The following is a 14,960-nucleotide window of genomic DNA, read 5'->3' as shown; positions in this document are numbered from 1 at the left end:
CTTCGCCGGCACCGTGCGACGGAAGTCCTGTCGCCCCGGCGCCCTGCTCGGACGGGAGGCCGGTGGGCGGCCCGCTCCAGCACGTCGGAAACTCTTTGGTCGTGGGAACTCCAGCGCGCCTCGGTACCGGGAGCGGGCGGGCCGTCGGTAACCCTCATCAGGAACGGGACGCATGGTCGGCGGCTCCGGACGGAGGAGTTCGGGCGCGCGTTCCGGTAGGGGTCGGCGGGCGGATGCGGGGCTCAGGGAAGTGTCAGGAAATGGGCTCTTGCGGCGTTATCGATCCGTTATATAGTTCAAGAGCGTTAGTCGTTTGCTGTGGCGGCGAAGCGCGAATGTGATTGCAGGACACTCTTGGTGCAAGGGAATGAAGGCCGGCCGCTCGCCTCAGCGGCCGGCCTTCTGTCGTTCCGGAGCGGTGCCTCCGAGACGCCGGTACGGGCGCCGTACCGATCGCGCAGTCGCGCTCGCCGTGTACCGGCGACCCCGTATCCTGGGCACGACGGAGGAGGTCCGGTGGGTTCGAGACGCGCTGTCGCCGCCTGGGAGGCGCTGTTCCGCGCTCAGGTGCACGTGATGCGGGCGCTCAGCAGCGAGTTCCCCTCCAAGGAGATCTCGCTCAACGAGTACGACGTGCTCTTCAATCTGACCCGGCAGCCCGAGCGCCGCGCCCGGCTGCGCGACCTCAACAAGCACGTGCTGCTCACCCAGCCCAGCGTCAGCCGCCTGATCGACCGGCTCGTGAGCCGCGGCTACGTCAGCAAGAGCGAGGATCCGACCGACGCCCGGGGAACGGTCATCGCGATCACCGACGAGGGCTACGACCTGTTCCGCGCCGTCGCGCTCCGCCACATGACGACGATCTCGCAGCACGTCGGCGACGCACTCGACGACGACGAGCTCGCGCAGCTGACGGCGCTCTGCGACAAGCTCCGCGCCGGCGTCGCCTCCGCCTGACCCCCGCACCGGGAACAGCGCGCGGGCCGCTCCTCCCCAGGCGCGCTCGCCGCTAGCACTCCACGGTCGGCGCGGCCAGCACTTCGCGGGGCGGTCGGCCTCGCGGATCATGGAGGGACCATGAGCACCTCCTCCCCGACCCTCGTCTGGCTCCGCGACGACCTCCGCCTGGCCGACAACCCCGCGCTGCGTGCGGCGATCGATCGCGGCGCCCCGATCGCGGTCTGCTACGTGCTCGATGACGAGTCGCCGGGCATCCGACCGCTGGGCGGCGCTGCCCGCTGGTGGCTGCACGGCAGCCTCAGCGCGCTGCGCGACGACCTCTCCGCGATCGGCGGAACGCTGATCCTGCGCCGCGGACCCGCAGAGGCCGTGATCCTGCAGCTCGCCGAGGAGCTCGGTGCCGGCGCCGTGCACTGGAACCGGCGGTACGGCGGTGCGGAGCGCGCGGTGGACACCGCGGTGAAGGAGGGGCTCCGCTCGCGCGGCACCGAGGCCGAGAGCCACCAGGGATCGCTCCTGTTCGAGCCGTGGACCGTGCAGACCGGCGGCGGCGGCCCCTACTCCGTCTACACCCCGTTCGCCCGCGCCTGCAAGAAGAAGGAAGCGCCCCGCGCGCCGCTCCCCCGGCCGCGCTCGATCGACGGAGTCTCCTCCGCTGTCGAGTCCGACCGGCTCGACGACTGGGGCCTGCTGCCGACCCGACCCGACTGGGCGGGCGGGCTCCGCGAGCGCTGGGTGCCGAGCGAGAAGGCGGCGGCCGAGCGGTTGCGGGCCTTCATCGCCGAGCAGCTCGACGACTACTCCGACGGCCGCGACCGACCCGCCGACGATGCCACCTCGAACCTCTCGGCGCACCTGCGCTGGGGCGAGATCAGCCCGTTCCAGGTGTGGCAGGCCGTCGTGGAGTCGCGCGGCGAGGGACCGCACCACGAGCAGGGGCGCGAGCGCTTCGCCTCGGAGGTGCTGTGGCGCGAGTTCTGCTACCACCTGCTGTTCCACTGGCCCGATCTCGCGACGGCCAACTTCGACACCCGCTTCGACCGCTTCCCCTGGGCGCACGCGACGCAGCACGACATCGACGCCTGGCATCGGGGCCGCACCGGCTATCCGCTCGTGGACGCCGGCATGCGCGAGCTCTGGCGGACGGGCTACATGCACAACCGCGTCCGGATGGTCACGGCCTCGTTCCTGATCAAGAACATGCTCGTCGACTGGCGCGTGGGCGAGGAGTGGTTCTGGGACACGCTCGTCGACGCGGATCCCGCGAGCAACGCGGCCAACTGGCAGTGGGTCGCCGGGTCCGGCGCCGACGCGTCTCCGTTCTTCCGCGTCTTCAACCCGGTGACGCAGTCGCACAAGTTCGATCCCGCCGGCGACTACCTGCGGAAGAACGTGCCGGAGTTGGCCTCCGTCGAGGGCTCCGCGATCCACGAGCCGTGGACGCTCGCCGAGACCCTCACTCCGGAGGGCGAGGACTACCCGGCGCCGATCCTCGACCTCAAGGAGACGCGGGCGCACGCGCTCGACGCCTTCGCCCGGATCAAGAGCTCGCCGCGGAGCATCACGCACCCCTCGGACGACTGAGCGGCGGCCCCGCGACGGGTCAGATGTACATCGCGGGATCGATGAAGAACGCCGGGTCGGCCACCGACTCCTCGGCGCGGCCGAGTGCGCGGAGGTCGCGGGCCGGGATCCCGACCAGCACCGCTCCGTCGCCCGCATCCTTCACGACGACCGCGTTGGCGCCGACGCTCACGTCGGAGCCGAGGACGATCGGCCCGAGCACGACCGATCCCGCGCCCAGCACGACCCGGTCGCCGATCGACGGGTGCCGGCGCTCACGCCGGGTCGAGCGCCCGCCGAGCGTGACCCCGTGGTACAGCAGGCAGTCGTCGCCGATGCGTGCCGTCTCGCCGATCACGACCCCCATGCCGTGATCGATGAAGAGGCGGCGGCCGATCACCGCGCCCGGATGGATCTCGACCCCTGTCATCGCCCGCGCCAGCTGCGACAGCAGTCGCGCCGGCAGGCGGAAGCCGCGCCGCCACCAGCGGTGCGCGACGCGGTGCGCCCAGACGGCGTGGAGACCCGGGTACGAGAGCAGCACCTCGAGCGAGCTGCGCGCGGCGGGATCGCGCACTCGGGCGCTGCGCACGTCCTCCCGGAGCCGGGTCAGCACTCCGGGGCGGGTTGCCGAGGGGCTCAGCTGCGGAGGTCCTCGTACAGAACGGTCGAGATGTACCGCTCGCCGAAGTCGCACACGATGGCGACGATCGTCTTCCCCGCGTTCTCGGGCCGCTTCGCGACCTCCAGCGCCGCCCACATGATCGAGCCCGAGGAGATGCCGCCGAGGACACCCTCCTGCGCCGCCATCTCGCGGGCCACGCGGACCGAGTCGTCGAGGGTGACGTCGATGATCTCGTCGTAGACGTCGCGGTCGAGGTTCGCCGGGACGAAGTTCGCCCCGATGCCCTGGATCTTGTGCGGACCGGCGGTGCCCTGCGTCAGCAGCGGCGAGTCGATCGGCTCGACGCCGATGATCTGCACGCCGGGCTTGCGCCCCTTGAGGACCTGGCCGACGCCGGTGATCGTGCCGCCCGTGCCGATGCCGGCGACGAACACGTCGACCTCGCCGTCGGTGTCGTTCCAGATCTCCTCGGCGGTGGTGCGGCGGTGCACCTCGGGGTTCGCGGCGTTCTCGAACTGGCGCGCGAGGATCGCCCCGGGCGTCTCGGCCACGATCGCCTGAGCGCGCTCGACCGCGCCGCGCATGCCCTCGCCGCCCGGGGTGAGCACGATCTCGGCCCCGTAGGCGCGCAGCAGGACCCGGCGCTCGACCGACATGGTCTCGGGCATCGTCAGGATCACCCTGTAGCCGCGCGCCGCGCCGACGAGCGCCAGGGCGATGCCCGTGTTGCCGCTCGTCCCCTCGACGATGGTGCCGCCCGGCGGCAGCTCGCCCGACGCCTCGGCCGCGTCGACGATCGCGACTCCGATGCGGTCCTTCACGCTGTTCGCCGGGTTGTAGAACTCGAGCTTCGCGAGCACCGTGGCGCTCTCGGCGCCCGAGAGGCGGTTGATGCGGACGAGCGGGGTGTTGCCGACGAGCTGCGTCACGTCGTCGTGGATGCGTGCCATGGTGTGTGCTTCCTGCCGGGAGGGGCCGTCCCGGGGCCCCGGGGCCGGCGCTGGTGCCGAGTGGTGCTGGGTCGAGGTGCTGGTGCGGTGCTCACGAGGGCCCGCACCCCCCACGATACGGATGCATCGGCTCGGAGGAAGCCCTGTGACGCCGCGCCGCTCCACGGCGATCCGCCCCTGCCGCTATCAGCTCGGAGCGTCCGCTGTACATCCCCCGCCAGAGCGGATGTCGTCCTGTCGGAGGACCCCTGCGCGAGGGGACGGTCACGTACCATTCTCACGGGGGACATCGCGCGACGGCCGCGAGGCTCTGCGCCGCCCGTCCCCCTCCGAAGACCGCGGTCCGCCGCGCCGAAAGGACCTCCGCTCCATGGCTCTCCCCACCGCGTCCCGCCGCTCCGACAGGCCGCTCGGGATGTCGTTGAGGGCCGTCATGGGGTTCATCGGCATGAGCGCGGTCGCCGGGGTCCTGATCACGGTCGGGGTGACCCCCGCGCTCGCGCTGACGGGCCTCGCGACGACGAACACGATCGGGTTGTTCCAGAACCTGCCCGGCTACCTCGACGTCGGCCAGACCATGCAGCGCACCAACATCTTCGCGGGCGACGGCACCACGCTCCTCGCCTCCGTCTACGACCAGAACCGCGTCGAGGTCGGTTGGGACGAGGTGGCGCAGACCGCCAAGGACGCCGCCGTCGCCGGTGAGGACCCGCGCTTCTACGAGCACGGCGGGATCGACGTCCAGGGCACCCTGCGCGCCCTTGCCGTGACCCTCTCGGGCGACGACCTCCAGGGCGGCTCCTCGATCACCCAGCAGTACGTCAAGAACGTGCTGGTGCAGAAGGCGGAGTCGATCGCCGACGAGGCCGAGCGCGCCGCGGCGTACAAGGTCGCCACCGCGCCGACGCCGGAGCGCAAGCTCAAGGAGATGCGCCTCGCGATCGGCCTCGAGAAGGAGTACTCGAAGGACGACATCCTCCTCGGCTACCTCAACATCGCCCTCTTCGGCGGCACCGTCTACGGGATCGAGGCCGCTGCGAACTACTACTACGGCATCCCGGCGAGCCAGCTCTCGACCTCCCAGGCGGCGGCGCTGCTCGCGATCGTCAACAATCCCGAGAAGTTCCGGTTCGACGACCCCTCGAGCGAGGTGAACGGCGCCGCCAACGGCTACGCCGTGACCAAGGAGCGCCGCGACTACATCCTCGGCGAGGAGCTGAAGTACGGGAAGATCGACCAGGCGACCTACGACGCCGCGATCGCGGAGCCGATCACCCCGAACATCACGCAGCCCTCGACGGGCTGCGCGACCGCGGGCGACGCCGCGTACTTCTGCGACTACGTGCTCAACGTGCTCCGCAACGACGAGGTCTTCGGAGCCACCGACGACGAGCGCTACCAGCGCATCCGCCAGGGCGGCTTCGATGTCGTGACCACGCTCGACCTCGACATCCAGAGCGCCTCCCAGGAGTCGCTCAGCGCCTACGTCCCCGCGACCGACCCGCGCTTCGCCGTCGGCGCGACCGCCGCCTCGGTGCAGGCCGGCACCGGACGCGTCCTCTCGATGGTGCAGAACACCCGTTACAGCCAGGACCCCGAGGTCATCGCGACGAGCCCCGAGTACTCGGCGATCAACCTCAACGTCGACGCGGACATGGGCGGCGGCACGGGAGTCCAGACCGGGTCGACGTTCAAGGTGTTCACCCTCGCGGAGTGGCTGCGCGCCGGCCACACCGTCAACGAGTCGTTCCCGTCGCCGACCGGCGGCTTCTCCGGCTACTCGCAGAAGTGCAACATCGCGAACGACGGTTTCTACGCCGGCTCCCGCTTCGCACCCCGCAACGACGTCGCCTCCGAGAACGCCTCGTCGATGACCGCGCTGACCGCGACGGCGAACTCGATCAACACGGGCTTCATGGGCATGGCTCACGAGCTCGATCTGTGCGACATCCGCACCACCGCGGAGTCGTTCGGCGTGCACCGCGCCGATGGCACGGAGCTGCGCAACGGACCGGCGTTCGTGCTCGGCACCAACGAGATCGCGCCGCTGACGATGGCGGTCGCGTACGCGGGGATCGCCAACGACGGCGTCGCCTGCTCGGCCGTCGTGATCGACCGGATCACCGACGCGAACGGCGCGGCGGTGGCCGTCCCCTCGGCTGACTGCTCCGCGGCTGTCTCGGCGGATGTGGCGCACGGCATGCAGTACGCGATGCAGCGCGTGATGACCTCGGGCACCGGTCAGGCGTCGAACCCGTACAACGGCATCGAGCACATCGGCAAGACCGGCACCACGGACGACGCCGCGGACGTGTGGACGGCCGGGGCGAGCCGCGCCGTCTCGCTCGCGGTGTGGGTCGGCAGCACCAAGGGTCGTGCGAACGGCTCGAAGGTCAGCCTGCGCCAGCTGAGCCTCACCGGGGCCGAGGGCACGGTCCGCGCCTCGAACGCCCGCCACGTGATCTTCCGGCCGATCATGGCCGCGATCGACGCGAAGTACGGCGGGGACGACTTCAGCGACCCGCCCACGTCGATGCTCGCCTCCTCGCCCCGCCGCGGCACCGTCTCGTCCGTCCCCGACGTGACCGGCCAGACCGTCGAGGCGGCCACCGCGACGCTGAACGCCGCCGGCTTCACCGTCGGCCGCAACGAGGTCGTGCAGTCGTCCTCCGTGCCCGCGGGCTCGGTCGTCTCGACCACCCCCAGCGCCGAGGAGGACGTCCTCACCGGGACCGTGATCCCCCTGCAGGTCAGCTCGGGCGAGCCCCCCGCGAACTCGAGCGACATCTCGGATCTGAACGGCGATCTGATCGGACAGTGACGTGGGACGGTGACGTGGGCCGGTGACCTCGCGACGGCGGCTCCTCCGCACCGCCACCGACGCGCAGCGCGCCTCCGCGATGCGACCGGGAACCTCGCCTACAGTGCTGGTGCAGCGAGAGGATCAATCCTGAAGCGACCGAACGTCCCCGTCTTCCAGCCCCGTCGAACCGTCCACGGAGCCCTCGGCGCGCTGTTCGGATTCGTCATCGTCAGCGTCCTCGCCGGCCTGCTGGCGACCCTCGCGGTCGCCCCTGCCGTCGCCCTGACCGGGGCGGCGACCTCCGGGACGATCTCGGCGTTCCAGTCGCTGCCGAGCTACCTCGAGGTCGGGGCGCTCATGCAGAAGACCGACGTCTACGCCGGCGACCCGGAGGATCCGACACTCCTCGCCTCCTTCTACGACCAGAACCGCATCGAGGTCTCGTCGGACCGCATCGCCGATTCCGTCAAGGACGCGCTCGTCGCCAGCGAGGATCCGCGGTTCTTCGACCACGGCGGCATCGACCTCCAGGGCACCCTGCGCGCGATCGCGAGCACCTACGTCCTGAACAGCGAGACGCAGGGCGGGTCGTCGATCACCCAGCAGTACGTCAAGAACGTGCTGGTGCAGAAGGCCGAGACGATCAGCGATGAGGCGGATCGCGAGAAGGCCTACGCCGACGCCACGGCGACGACACCGGAGCGCAAGCTCCGGGAGATGCGCCTCGCGATCGGACTCGAGAAGGAGTACTCGAAGGACGACATCCTGCTCGGCTATCTCAACATCGCCCTGTTCGGAGGGACGGTCTACGGCATCGAGGCTGCGGCCGAGTACTACTACGGCGTCCCGGCCGCCGACCTCACGGTGGGGCAGTCCGCCGCGCTCTTGGCCATCGTCAACAATCCCGAGAAGTTCCGCTTCGACCGTCCGGACGATGCGGACAACGGCGAGGCGAACGGCTACGCGCTGACCACCGCCCGCCGCAACTACATCCTCGATCGCATGCTCGAGTACGGGAGGATCGACGCCGCTGTGCACGACGCCGCCGTCGAGGAGGCGCTCCAGCCACGTATCACCCCGCCGTCGACCGGCTGCCAGACCGCGGGGGACGCGGCGTACTTCTGCGACTACGTCTCGCACGTGCTGCGGAACGACCGCGCGCTCGGCGACACCGACGACGAGCGGTATGCGGCGGTGAAGCGCGGCGGACTCAAGGTCTACACGACGATCGACCTCGCGATGCAGGAGCGCTCGGCCGATGTCATGTCCGAGCAGGTCCCCGCGACGGATCCCCGCTTCGACGTCGGTGCCGCAGCGGTCGGGGTCGAGACCGGGACCGGGCGCATCCTCTCGATGGTGCAGAACAAGCGCTACAGCCAGGATCCCGAGCAGATCGCGTCGGAGGACGGTGGCGAGTACTCCGCGATCAATCTGAACGTCGATGCGGCCTACGGGGGCGGAAACGGCTTCCAGACGGGGTCGACCTACAAGGTCTTCACCCTCATCGAGTGGCTGGAGAACGACCACACGCTGCTGGAGCAGTTCGACGCGCGGAACCAGAACTGGACCGGCTTCCGCGACAGCTGCGACGGGACGCAGAACTACGCCTCCTTCAATCCGCAGAACAACGGCGGGCAGATCTTCCCCGACTCGCTGAACGCGCTCGAGTCGACGATCCAGTCCATCAACACCGGATTCATCGGGATGGCGCACCTGCTCGATCTCTGCGCGATCCGCGAGACGGCCGAGGCGTTCGGCGTGCACCGGGCCGACGCCACGGCGCTCCTCAAGTCGCCGGCGACCGTGCTCGGCACGAACGAGATCGCCCCGCTCACGATGGCCGTCGCCTACGCCGGCATCGCGAACGACGGAGTCACCTGCTCGGCCGTCGCGATCGACTCGATCGTGGGCCCCGACGGACAGGACATCGCCGCACCCGAATCCAGCTGCACTCGCTCGATGGGCTCCGACGTCGCCCACGCGACTCAGTACGCCCTCCTCCAGGTCACGTCGCAGGGGACCGGCGCGGCCGCGAGCCCGGGGGACGGCACCGAGCACATCACCAAGACCGGGACGACCGATGCGGCGGCGGACGGGTGGACGCTCGGCGCCTCCACCGAGGTCGCGCTGGCCGTGTGGGTCGGCAGCATCTCGCCGTTGAACCCCGCGGGCGACCGGATGGCGCTGGACTCGATCGACTTCGACAGCGGGTCCGCGATCCTCGCGCGCCATCGGATCTGGAATCCGGTGATGGCGGCGTACGACGACGCCTACGGCGGCCGCGCCTTCACCCGCGCGGACGAGTCCTTCCTGACCGCACCGCGGGTGACCGTCCCCGACGTGTCCGGTCGCAGCGTCGACGCGGCGACGAGCGCGCTCCGAGCGGCCGGCCTGATGGTCGGCGACACCGCCCAGATCGACTCGGAGGTGCCGACGGGACAGGTCGCGCTGACGGAACCCGCAGCGGGGACGTCGGTCGTCAAGGGCTCCGAAGTCGGACTGCGCCTGAGCACGGGGGCCACCGCCACCGCTCCGCCCCAGCCGTCCGTCTAACCGTCGAGGAGACGTCTCGCGGGAAGAGGTGCGGGCGGGGCCCGGTCAGCGCCCGAGCGCTCTTACGCGACGGCGGCCGGGCACGGCCAGCAGGAGCACCGCGGCGACGAGCACCGCCACTCCGAGGACCGCGTCGGGCGTGAGGAGCTCTCCGAGCAGCGCGACGCCCAGGAGGGTCGCCGTCGCGGGCTCGACGAGGGTCAGGGTCGACACGGTCGCGGCGGGCAGGACCCGGAGGCCCCGCGCGAAGAAGGTGTAGGCGATCGCCACCGTCACGACGCCGAGCCAGAGGACGGCGGGGAGCGCCGGGCCCAGCCTGCTCGCATCGCGCGCGAGCAGCACCGGCAGCGAGAGCAGAGCGGCGACCCCGAACTGCGACCCCATCGCCGCCGCGGGCGTGAACCCGCGCTCGAGCAGCAGCTTGCCGCAGACGGCGTAGAGGGCGTAGGAGGCGCCCGCGCCCGCGGAGCCGAGCAGCCCCGGCACCGAGACGCCTCCGGATCCGCTGCCCGTGGCGAGCCCCGAGAGCAGCACCACGCCGACGGCCGCCAGCGCGGTCGACGCGAACCAGCGCCGGCTGGGCGCGGTGCGCAGGACGAGCCACTCGAGCAGGCCGGTGAACGCCGGCGCCGAGCCCAGCGCCACGATCGTGCCGACGGCCACCCCGTTCTCGGCCGTGCCGGTGAAGAACGCGGGCTGGTACGCCGCGACTCCCGCGGCCCCGAGCAGCACGAGGACGAGCACCGCCGCGGAGGGCCGCGCGACCCGACGCGACCGGGCGGTCTCGACGCCGAGGAGCAGCGCCAGCAGCGCACCGCCGAGGACGATGCGCGCGGCCCCGAGCAGGAGCGGATCGAGTCCCTCGGCTCCCAGCGCCTGAGCGGTTCCGGTGGTGCCGAAGCAGACGGCGGCGAGGACCACGGCGCCGATCGCCGGCAGGCGCGCGTTCATCCGGTCCCCGATCCCGCACCGGTCGGCGCGCCGCACCAGTCTTCCAGGACGCGCGCCCGCGACCCGACTCGCGCCCGGCGCCGCGCGTTCCGTCGTTTCCCAGGATCCCGTCGAGCGGGCGGCGGAGGATGAGGGGTAGCGTCGACGCCGTCGGCAGGAGAGGCGGGGTCATGGGCATCGCGGAGCCGTTCGACGTCGAGAGCTACAGCAGGAGCGCCCACGGCAGTCTCCGGGAGGACTTCTCGATCCGGGAGTTCGAGGACGTGCCGCTCGACCGCGAGGCGATCGTCGCCACCGCCTACCTCCGCGCTCTCGAGCACGCGGTGATCGCGCGCGTCCTGCCCGTCGCCCGGACGCACCCGGACGCCCGGGTCCGCGGCTTCGCGACCGCCTGGGCCGCCGAGCGGCACCGCATCGCCGACGCGCTCGGCGACGTGCTGACCGCCTCGCCGCGCATCCGCGGCGTCGAGACCGCGCCGCCGGAGCCGGTCGCCGCTCCGTCGGCCCTGCGCGCCCGCGTCGCGCGGCTCCTGCCCGGACCGGTCGCGCTCGTGCTCGCGGTCGACTCCCACATCGCGCTGCACGCCTACCGCCGCCTCGCGCGGCTCTCGCTGCACCCCGAGATGGAGCGCCTCGCGGAGGCCGTCACGGGGATCCTCGAGCGCCACGCCGACTTCTTCGGCGAGCTCGCCGCCTCGCATCTGGGGCGCCCGCTGCCCGGCCGGATCGCGGCCGCGACGCTGCTCTGGGCGCTCCACCTCCCGATCGGCGAGGCCGACCTGCCCGAGGCGCTCGCCCGCGAGGGCCGCGAGCTGATCTTCGGGAGGGACGACGGCGGCCTCGAGGGCATCGACGCGGGAGTCACCGGCGCGTTCTGCCTGCCCTGCACCGCCGCTCAGCGCCTCGTGCACCCGCACCGAGCGCCGTCGCTCCGCGCCGCCACCGCGGTCGGTCGCCGCGCGGCCGACGTCGTGCACGCGGTCCGCACCGCGCGCGAGGCCGCGGAGCAGGCCTCGCGCTGACGACCGCGCGGGTCAGCTCTGACGACCGCGCGGGTCAGCGCTGACGACCACGCCGGTCAGCCCAGCAGCTCCCGCACGTCCTCGGCCGTGATGCCGCCGGCCGACGCCGCTCCGTCGTCCGACATGACGGCGGCGAACAGGGCGGCCTTCGCCTCCTTGAGCGCCATGACCTTCTCCTCGATCGTGTCCTTCGCCACGAGGCGGTAGACCATCACCGAGCGGGTCTGGCCGATGCGGTGCGCCCGGTCGACGGCCTGCGACTCCGTCGCCGGGTTCCACCACGGGTCGAGCAGGATGCAGTAGTCGGCCTCGGTGAGGTTGAGGCCGAAGCCGCCCGCCTTCAGCGAGATGAGGAACACGCCCGCCTCGCCCGAGCGGAAGCGGTCGATGACCTCGTCGCGCTTCTTCGTCGCTCCGTCGAGGTAGGCGTACTCGATCCCCGCCCCGTCGAGGCGGTCGCGCACGCGGCCGAGGAAGCGGGTGAACTGGCTGAAGACGAGCACGCGGTGGCCCTCGGAGAGCGCGTCCGCGAGCAGCTCGTCGAGCAGGTCGAGCTTGGTCGAGGGCACGGTGGCGTGCGCCTCGTCGACGAGCGCGGCGTCCAGCGCGACCTGGCGGAGCACCGTGAGCGCCCGGAAGATCGCGAAGCGGTTCTTCTCGAAGTCGCCGATCAGTCCCAGCACCCGCTGCCGCTCCCGGGCGAGATAGGTGTCGTAGACCTTCCGCTGCCGGGTGCCGAGCTCGACCTCGATGGTCTGCTCCTGCTTGGGCGGCAGCTCCGTGGCGACGAGCTCCTTCGTGCGGCGCAGCATCAGCGGGCGGATGCGACGGCGCAGCTGCGTGAGGCGCTCGGTGTCGGCCTCCCGCTCGATCGGCTTCTGGTAGTACTCGGCGAAGCCGGCCGGCGAGGGGAAGAGGCCCGGAGCCACGATGGAGAGCAGCGACCACAGCTCCATCACGTTGTTCTCCATCGGCGTGCCCGTGATGGCGAGCTTGAACGGCACGTCGAGGCGGCGTGCGAGCTGGTGCGTCGCCGACTGCCGGTTCTTGACGAACTGCGCCTCGTCGAGCATGAGGCCGGCCCACTGGATGCCCGCATAGGACTCGTAGTCGAGGCGGAAGAGGGCGTAGGAGGTGACGACGAGCTCGGCCTCGCCGATCGTGCTCGTGAGGGCGCGGCGCTTCTTCTTCGACGTCTCGTCGATGCCGACGACCGTGAGCCCCGGTGCGAACCGCTTCGCCTCGCCGACCCAGTTGGGCACGACGCTCGTCGGCGCGACGACCAGGAAGGGGCGCGGGGAGGTGCCCGCGTCGCCCGCAGCGGCCCGCTGCTCCTGCATCGCGCGGGCGATGAGGGCGAGGGACTGCACGGTCTTGCCGAGGCCCATGTCGTCGGCGAGCACGCCGCCGAGCTGGTTGTCGTAGAGGAACGACAGCCAGTCGTAGCCGAGCTGCTGGTAGGGCCGGAGCTCGACCTGGAAGCCGTCGGGCAGGGGGCGCGACTCGAGCGCACCGGTGGCGGTGAAGCCCGAGAGGCCCTCGACGGCGCGGCGCCACGCGGCGGCCTGCGCCTCGACGACACCGAGCTCGACGAGCTCGTCCCACAGGGAGGACTGGAAGCGGCTGATGCGCAGCGTCTCGCCCGGGTCGTCCGAGAGCTCGCGCGCCTCGGCGATGAGCTCGCGCAGCCGCCCGAAGCGCTCATCGTCGAGGGCGAAGTACACGCCGCTGGGCAGCACCATGTACTCGTCGCCGCGGGCCAGGGCGAGGAAGATCTCGGCGAGCGGCACGGCCTCGTCGTTGACGGTGACCGAGATCTCGAGGTTGAACCAGTCGCGGCTGTCGGGCTGGGCCACGGTCTGCACGGCGACGACGGGCGCGGTCTCGGCCTCGCGGTACTCGACGCGCTCGCCGATCTCCTCGATCTCGACCGTGCCGAGCTCGCGCAGGCGCTCCACCTCGCCGGTGAGGAAGCCCACGGTGGCCATGCCGCGCAGGTCGAAGGTCGGGCGCAGCCGCCTGCTCGAGGGCGAGACGAGGGCGGGAGTCGCCTCGGGGTCGATGCCGGCCGCACCGAGCGAGTCGAGGATCCGCTGCTCCGCCTCGGGATCGCGGTAGCCGGTCTCGTCGTCCAGCCGCAGCGGCAGGCGCTCGGCGTCGCCGCCGCGGGCGCCCTCGACGCCGTAGCGCCACCACCACGAGCCGCGCAGGCCCGCCCCGTCGGTGTGCTCGAGCGTCAGGCCGAGGCGCGGCTCGGGCACCGCGGGGGCCTCGAAGGAGTCGTCGCGCGAGACGATCGCGAACAGGCGGTGCAGGCGCTGGTAGTGCTCGGTGAGGAACGCCGCCTCCTCCTGCGCCGGGATGCGGATGGGCTCGCGGCTCCAGAGGAACGTGCGGGCGGAGGAGAGCAGCGGAGCCGCGAACGGCACGAGGGTGACGGGGCGCGCTCGCAGCTCGTCGCCGGGCTCCCAGAGGTAGAGGCCGACCGCGGGGTCACCGATGAAGCCGAACTCCTCGGGTGCGGGGCTGTCGCCGATCGCGACGAGCGAGCGCAGCTCGAGGCCGGTCGATGTGCGGGTGACGTCGATGGAGGCGGTCGCCGTGGTGTCGAGGATCCGCAGCGGGGTCTGGTCGCGGTCGCCCATGACCAGGCCGATGCCCGCGCGGACCGCGCCGTGCAGAGCGGCCCAGATGGCCTCGCTCCGGCAGCCGTCGAGGTAGAGCCAGGTGTCGGGCGAGTAGTAGCTCGAGGCGCTGTGCCCCGAGAGAAGCCCCTGGATCTCGCGGACGACGTCGATCTGGCGCTCGTCGTAGTCGTGGCTGTAGTGCAGGTAGCCGAGGTCGCGCCAGCTGGTGCCGGTGCGGACCCAGCGGTCGCGGTCGCCCATCCGCACCGGGCGCACGCCCAGTCGCGGGCGCGGCTCGGGCGGCGGCCGGTAGCTGTTGTAACGGCCGGGCGGGCGCCGCACGGGCTCGCCGGGGAGGAGCTCGAACTGCAGGCCGAGCGGGATGCCGGAGCGCGCCCGCTCCATGCCCGCGAGCAGCGGTGCCAGCGCGCTGCGCCACTCCGGGACCGCGTCGGCGCCGGTCTCGCCCGCGAACGGGCCGGCGAGGCCGCCCTCGCGCTCGCGGCGCAGGGCCTCGACGAGCACCGCCGCCACGTGCTTGCACTCGTGCTTGACCGGGCAGCTGCAGGCGCCGCCGAGGAGGATCGAGCGGCCGGCGTCCTCGCGCAGCTGCACGCTGACGGCGTAGGGCGAGCGCGCGGATCCGCGGACCTGGCCGAAGAGGCGAGTTCGGCCGCCGAACCACTGCAGCTCGCCGACCCGGCCCTCGTCGGCGTAGACGGTGCCCTTCTCGAACGCGGCGGTGCCGACGAGCGCACGGATGTCCTGCTCGGAGAACGGCTCCTGCGCGGCGGTCTCCGCGGCCTCGGCGGTCTCCTGCGGGGCGGGCGCGGCCGAGGGCTGCGCGTCGCTCGAGGGACTCCGGCGGGCCATTAACCTCACGCTCTCCGCGCTCCGATCGAAGCG

General features: G+C 71.9%; 9 protein-coding genes. 5 read left to right on the top strand and 4 right to left on the bottom strand.

From position 1 onward, the window contains the following. Positions 1-576: 576 nt before the first annotated feature. Positions 577-957, top strand: a complete 381-nt coding sequence (locus LRG51_RS14655) for a MarR family winged helix-turn-helix transcriptional regulator (protein ID WP_230674074.1) — start codon at positions 577-579, stop codon at positions 955-957. 120 nt (positions 958-1,077) lie between these two features. After that, positions 1,078-2,544 (top strand): cryptochrome/photolyase family protein, encoded by a 1,467-nt coding sequence (locus tag LRG51_RS14650; protein WP_230673363.1) that lies wholly within the window; start codon positions 1,078-1,080, stop codon positions 2,542-2,544. 19 nt (positions 2,545-2,563) lie between these two features. Here the strand turns inward: LRG51_RS14650 and epsC are convergent, their stop codons facing one another. Next, complete coding sequence (gene epsC / locus LRG51_RS14645; RefSeq protein ID WP_230673361.1) at positions 2,564-3,115, bottom strand: serine O-acetyltransferase EpsC; 552 nt, start codon at positions 3,113-3,115, stop codon at positions 2,564-2,566. A gap of 47 nt (positions 3,116-3,162) precedes the next feature. Further along, a complete protein-coding gene (gene cysK / locus LRG51_RS14640) occupies positions 3,163-4,098 on the bottom strand; it encodes a cysteine synthase A (protein ID WP_230673359.1) in 936 nt (311 codons plus the stop codon). A 370-nt stretch (positions 4,099-4,468) separates the two neighbouring features. On the opposite strand from cysK, the gene LRG51_RS14635 reads away from it, so the two are divergent. Both LRG51_RS14635 and LRG51_RS14630 read left to right on the top strand, forming a co-directional pair. Beyond that, positions 4,469-6,919, top strand: coding sequence for a penicillin-binding protein (locus LRG51_RS14635; protein WP_230673358.1), 2,451 nt, complete (start codon positions 4,469-4,471; stop codon positions 6,917-6,919). Between the two features lie 9 nt (positions 6,920-6,928). Continuing rightward, positions 6,929-9,454: a transglycosylase domain-containing protein gene (locus LRG51_RS14630; RefSeq protein ID WP_230673355.1), complete on the top strand. Its 2,526-nt coding sequence runs from the start codon at positions 6,929-6,931 to the stop codon at positions 9,452-9,454. Between the two features lie 45 nt (positions 9,455-9,499). On the opposite strand, the gene LRG51_RS14625 is transcribed toward LRG51_RS14630, so the two are convergent. Beyond that, on the bottom strand, positions 9,500-10,405 hold the full coding sequence (locus LRG51_RS14625; protein ID WP_230673353.1) for a DMT family transporter: 906 nt from the start codon (positions 10,403-10,405) through the stop codon (positions 9,500-9,502). Between the two features lie 170 nt (positions 10,406-10,575). On the opposite strand from LRG51_RS14625, the gene LRG51_RS14620 reads away from it, so the two are divergent. Next, positions 10,576-11,427, top strand: a complete 852-nt coding sequence (locus tag LRG51_RS14620) for a hypothetical protein (protein ID WP_230673352.1) — start codon at positions 10,576-10,578, stop codon at positions 11,425-11,427. Positions 11,428-11,483: 56 nt separating this feature from the next. Here LRG51_RS14620 and LRG51_RS14615 read toward each other — a convergent pair whose 3' ends face one another. After that, positions 11,484-14,927 (bottom strand): DEAD/DEAH box helicase, encoded by a 3,444-nt coding sequence (locus tag LRG51_RS14615; RefSeq protein ID WP_230673350.1) that lies wholly within the window; start codon positions 14,925-14,927, stop codon positions 11,484-11,486. Positions 14,928-14,960: the final 33 nt, after the last annotated feature.

This window comes from Rathayibacter sp. Leaf248 (genome assembly GCF_920939495.1).
Taxonomy (GTDB): domain Bacteria; phylum Actinomycetota; class Actinomycetes; order Actinomycetales; family Microbacteriaceae; genus Rathayibacter; species Rathayibacter caricis.
Note: the sequence above shows the minus strand (reverse complement) of the source record. Positions and strands in the feature narration are given on the sequence as shown.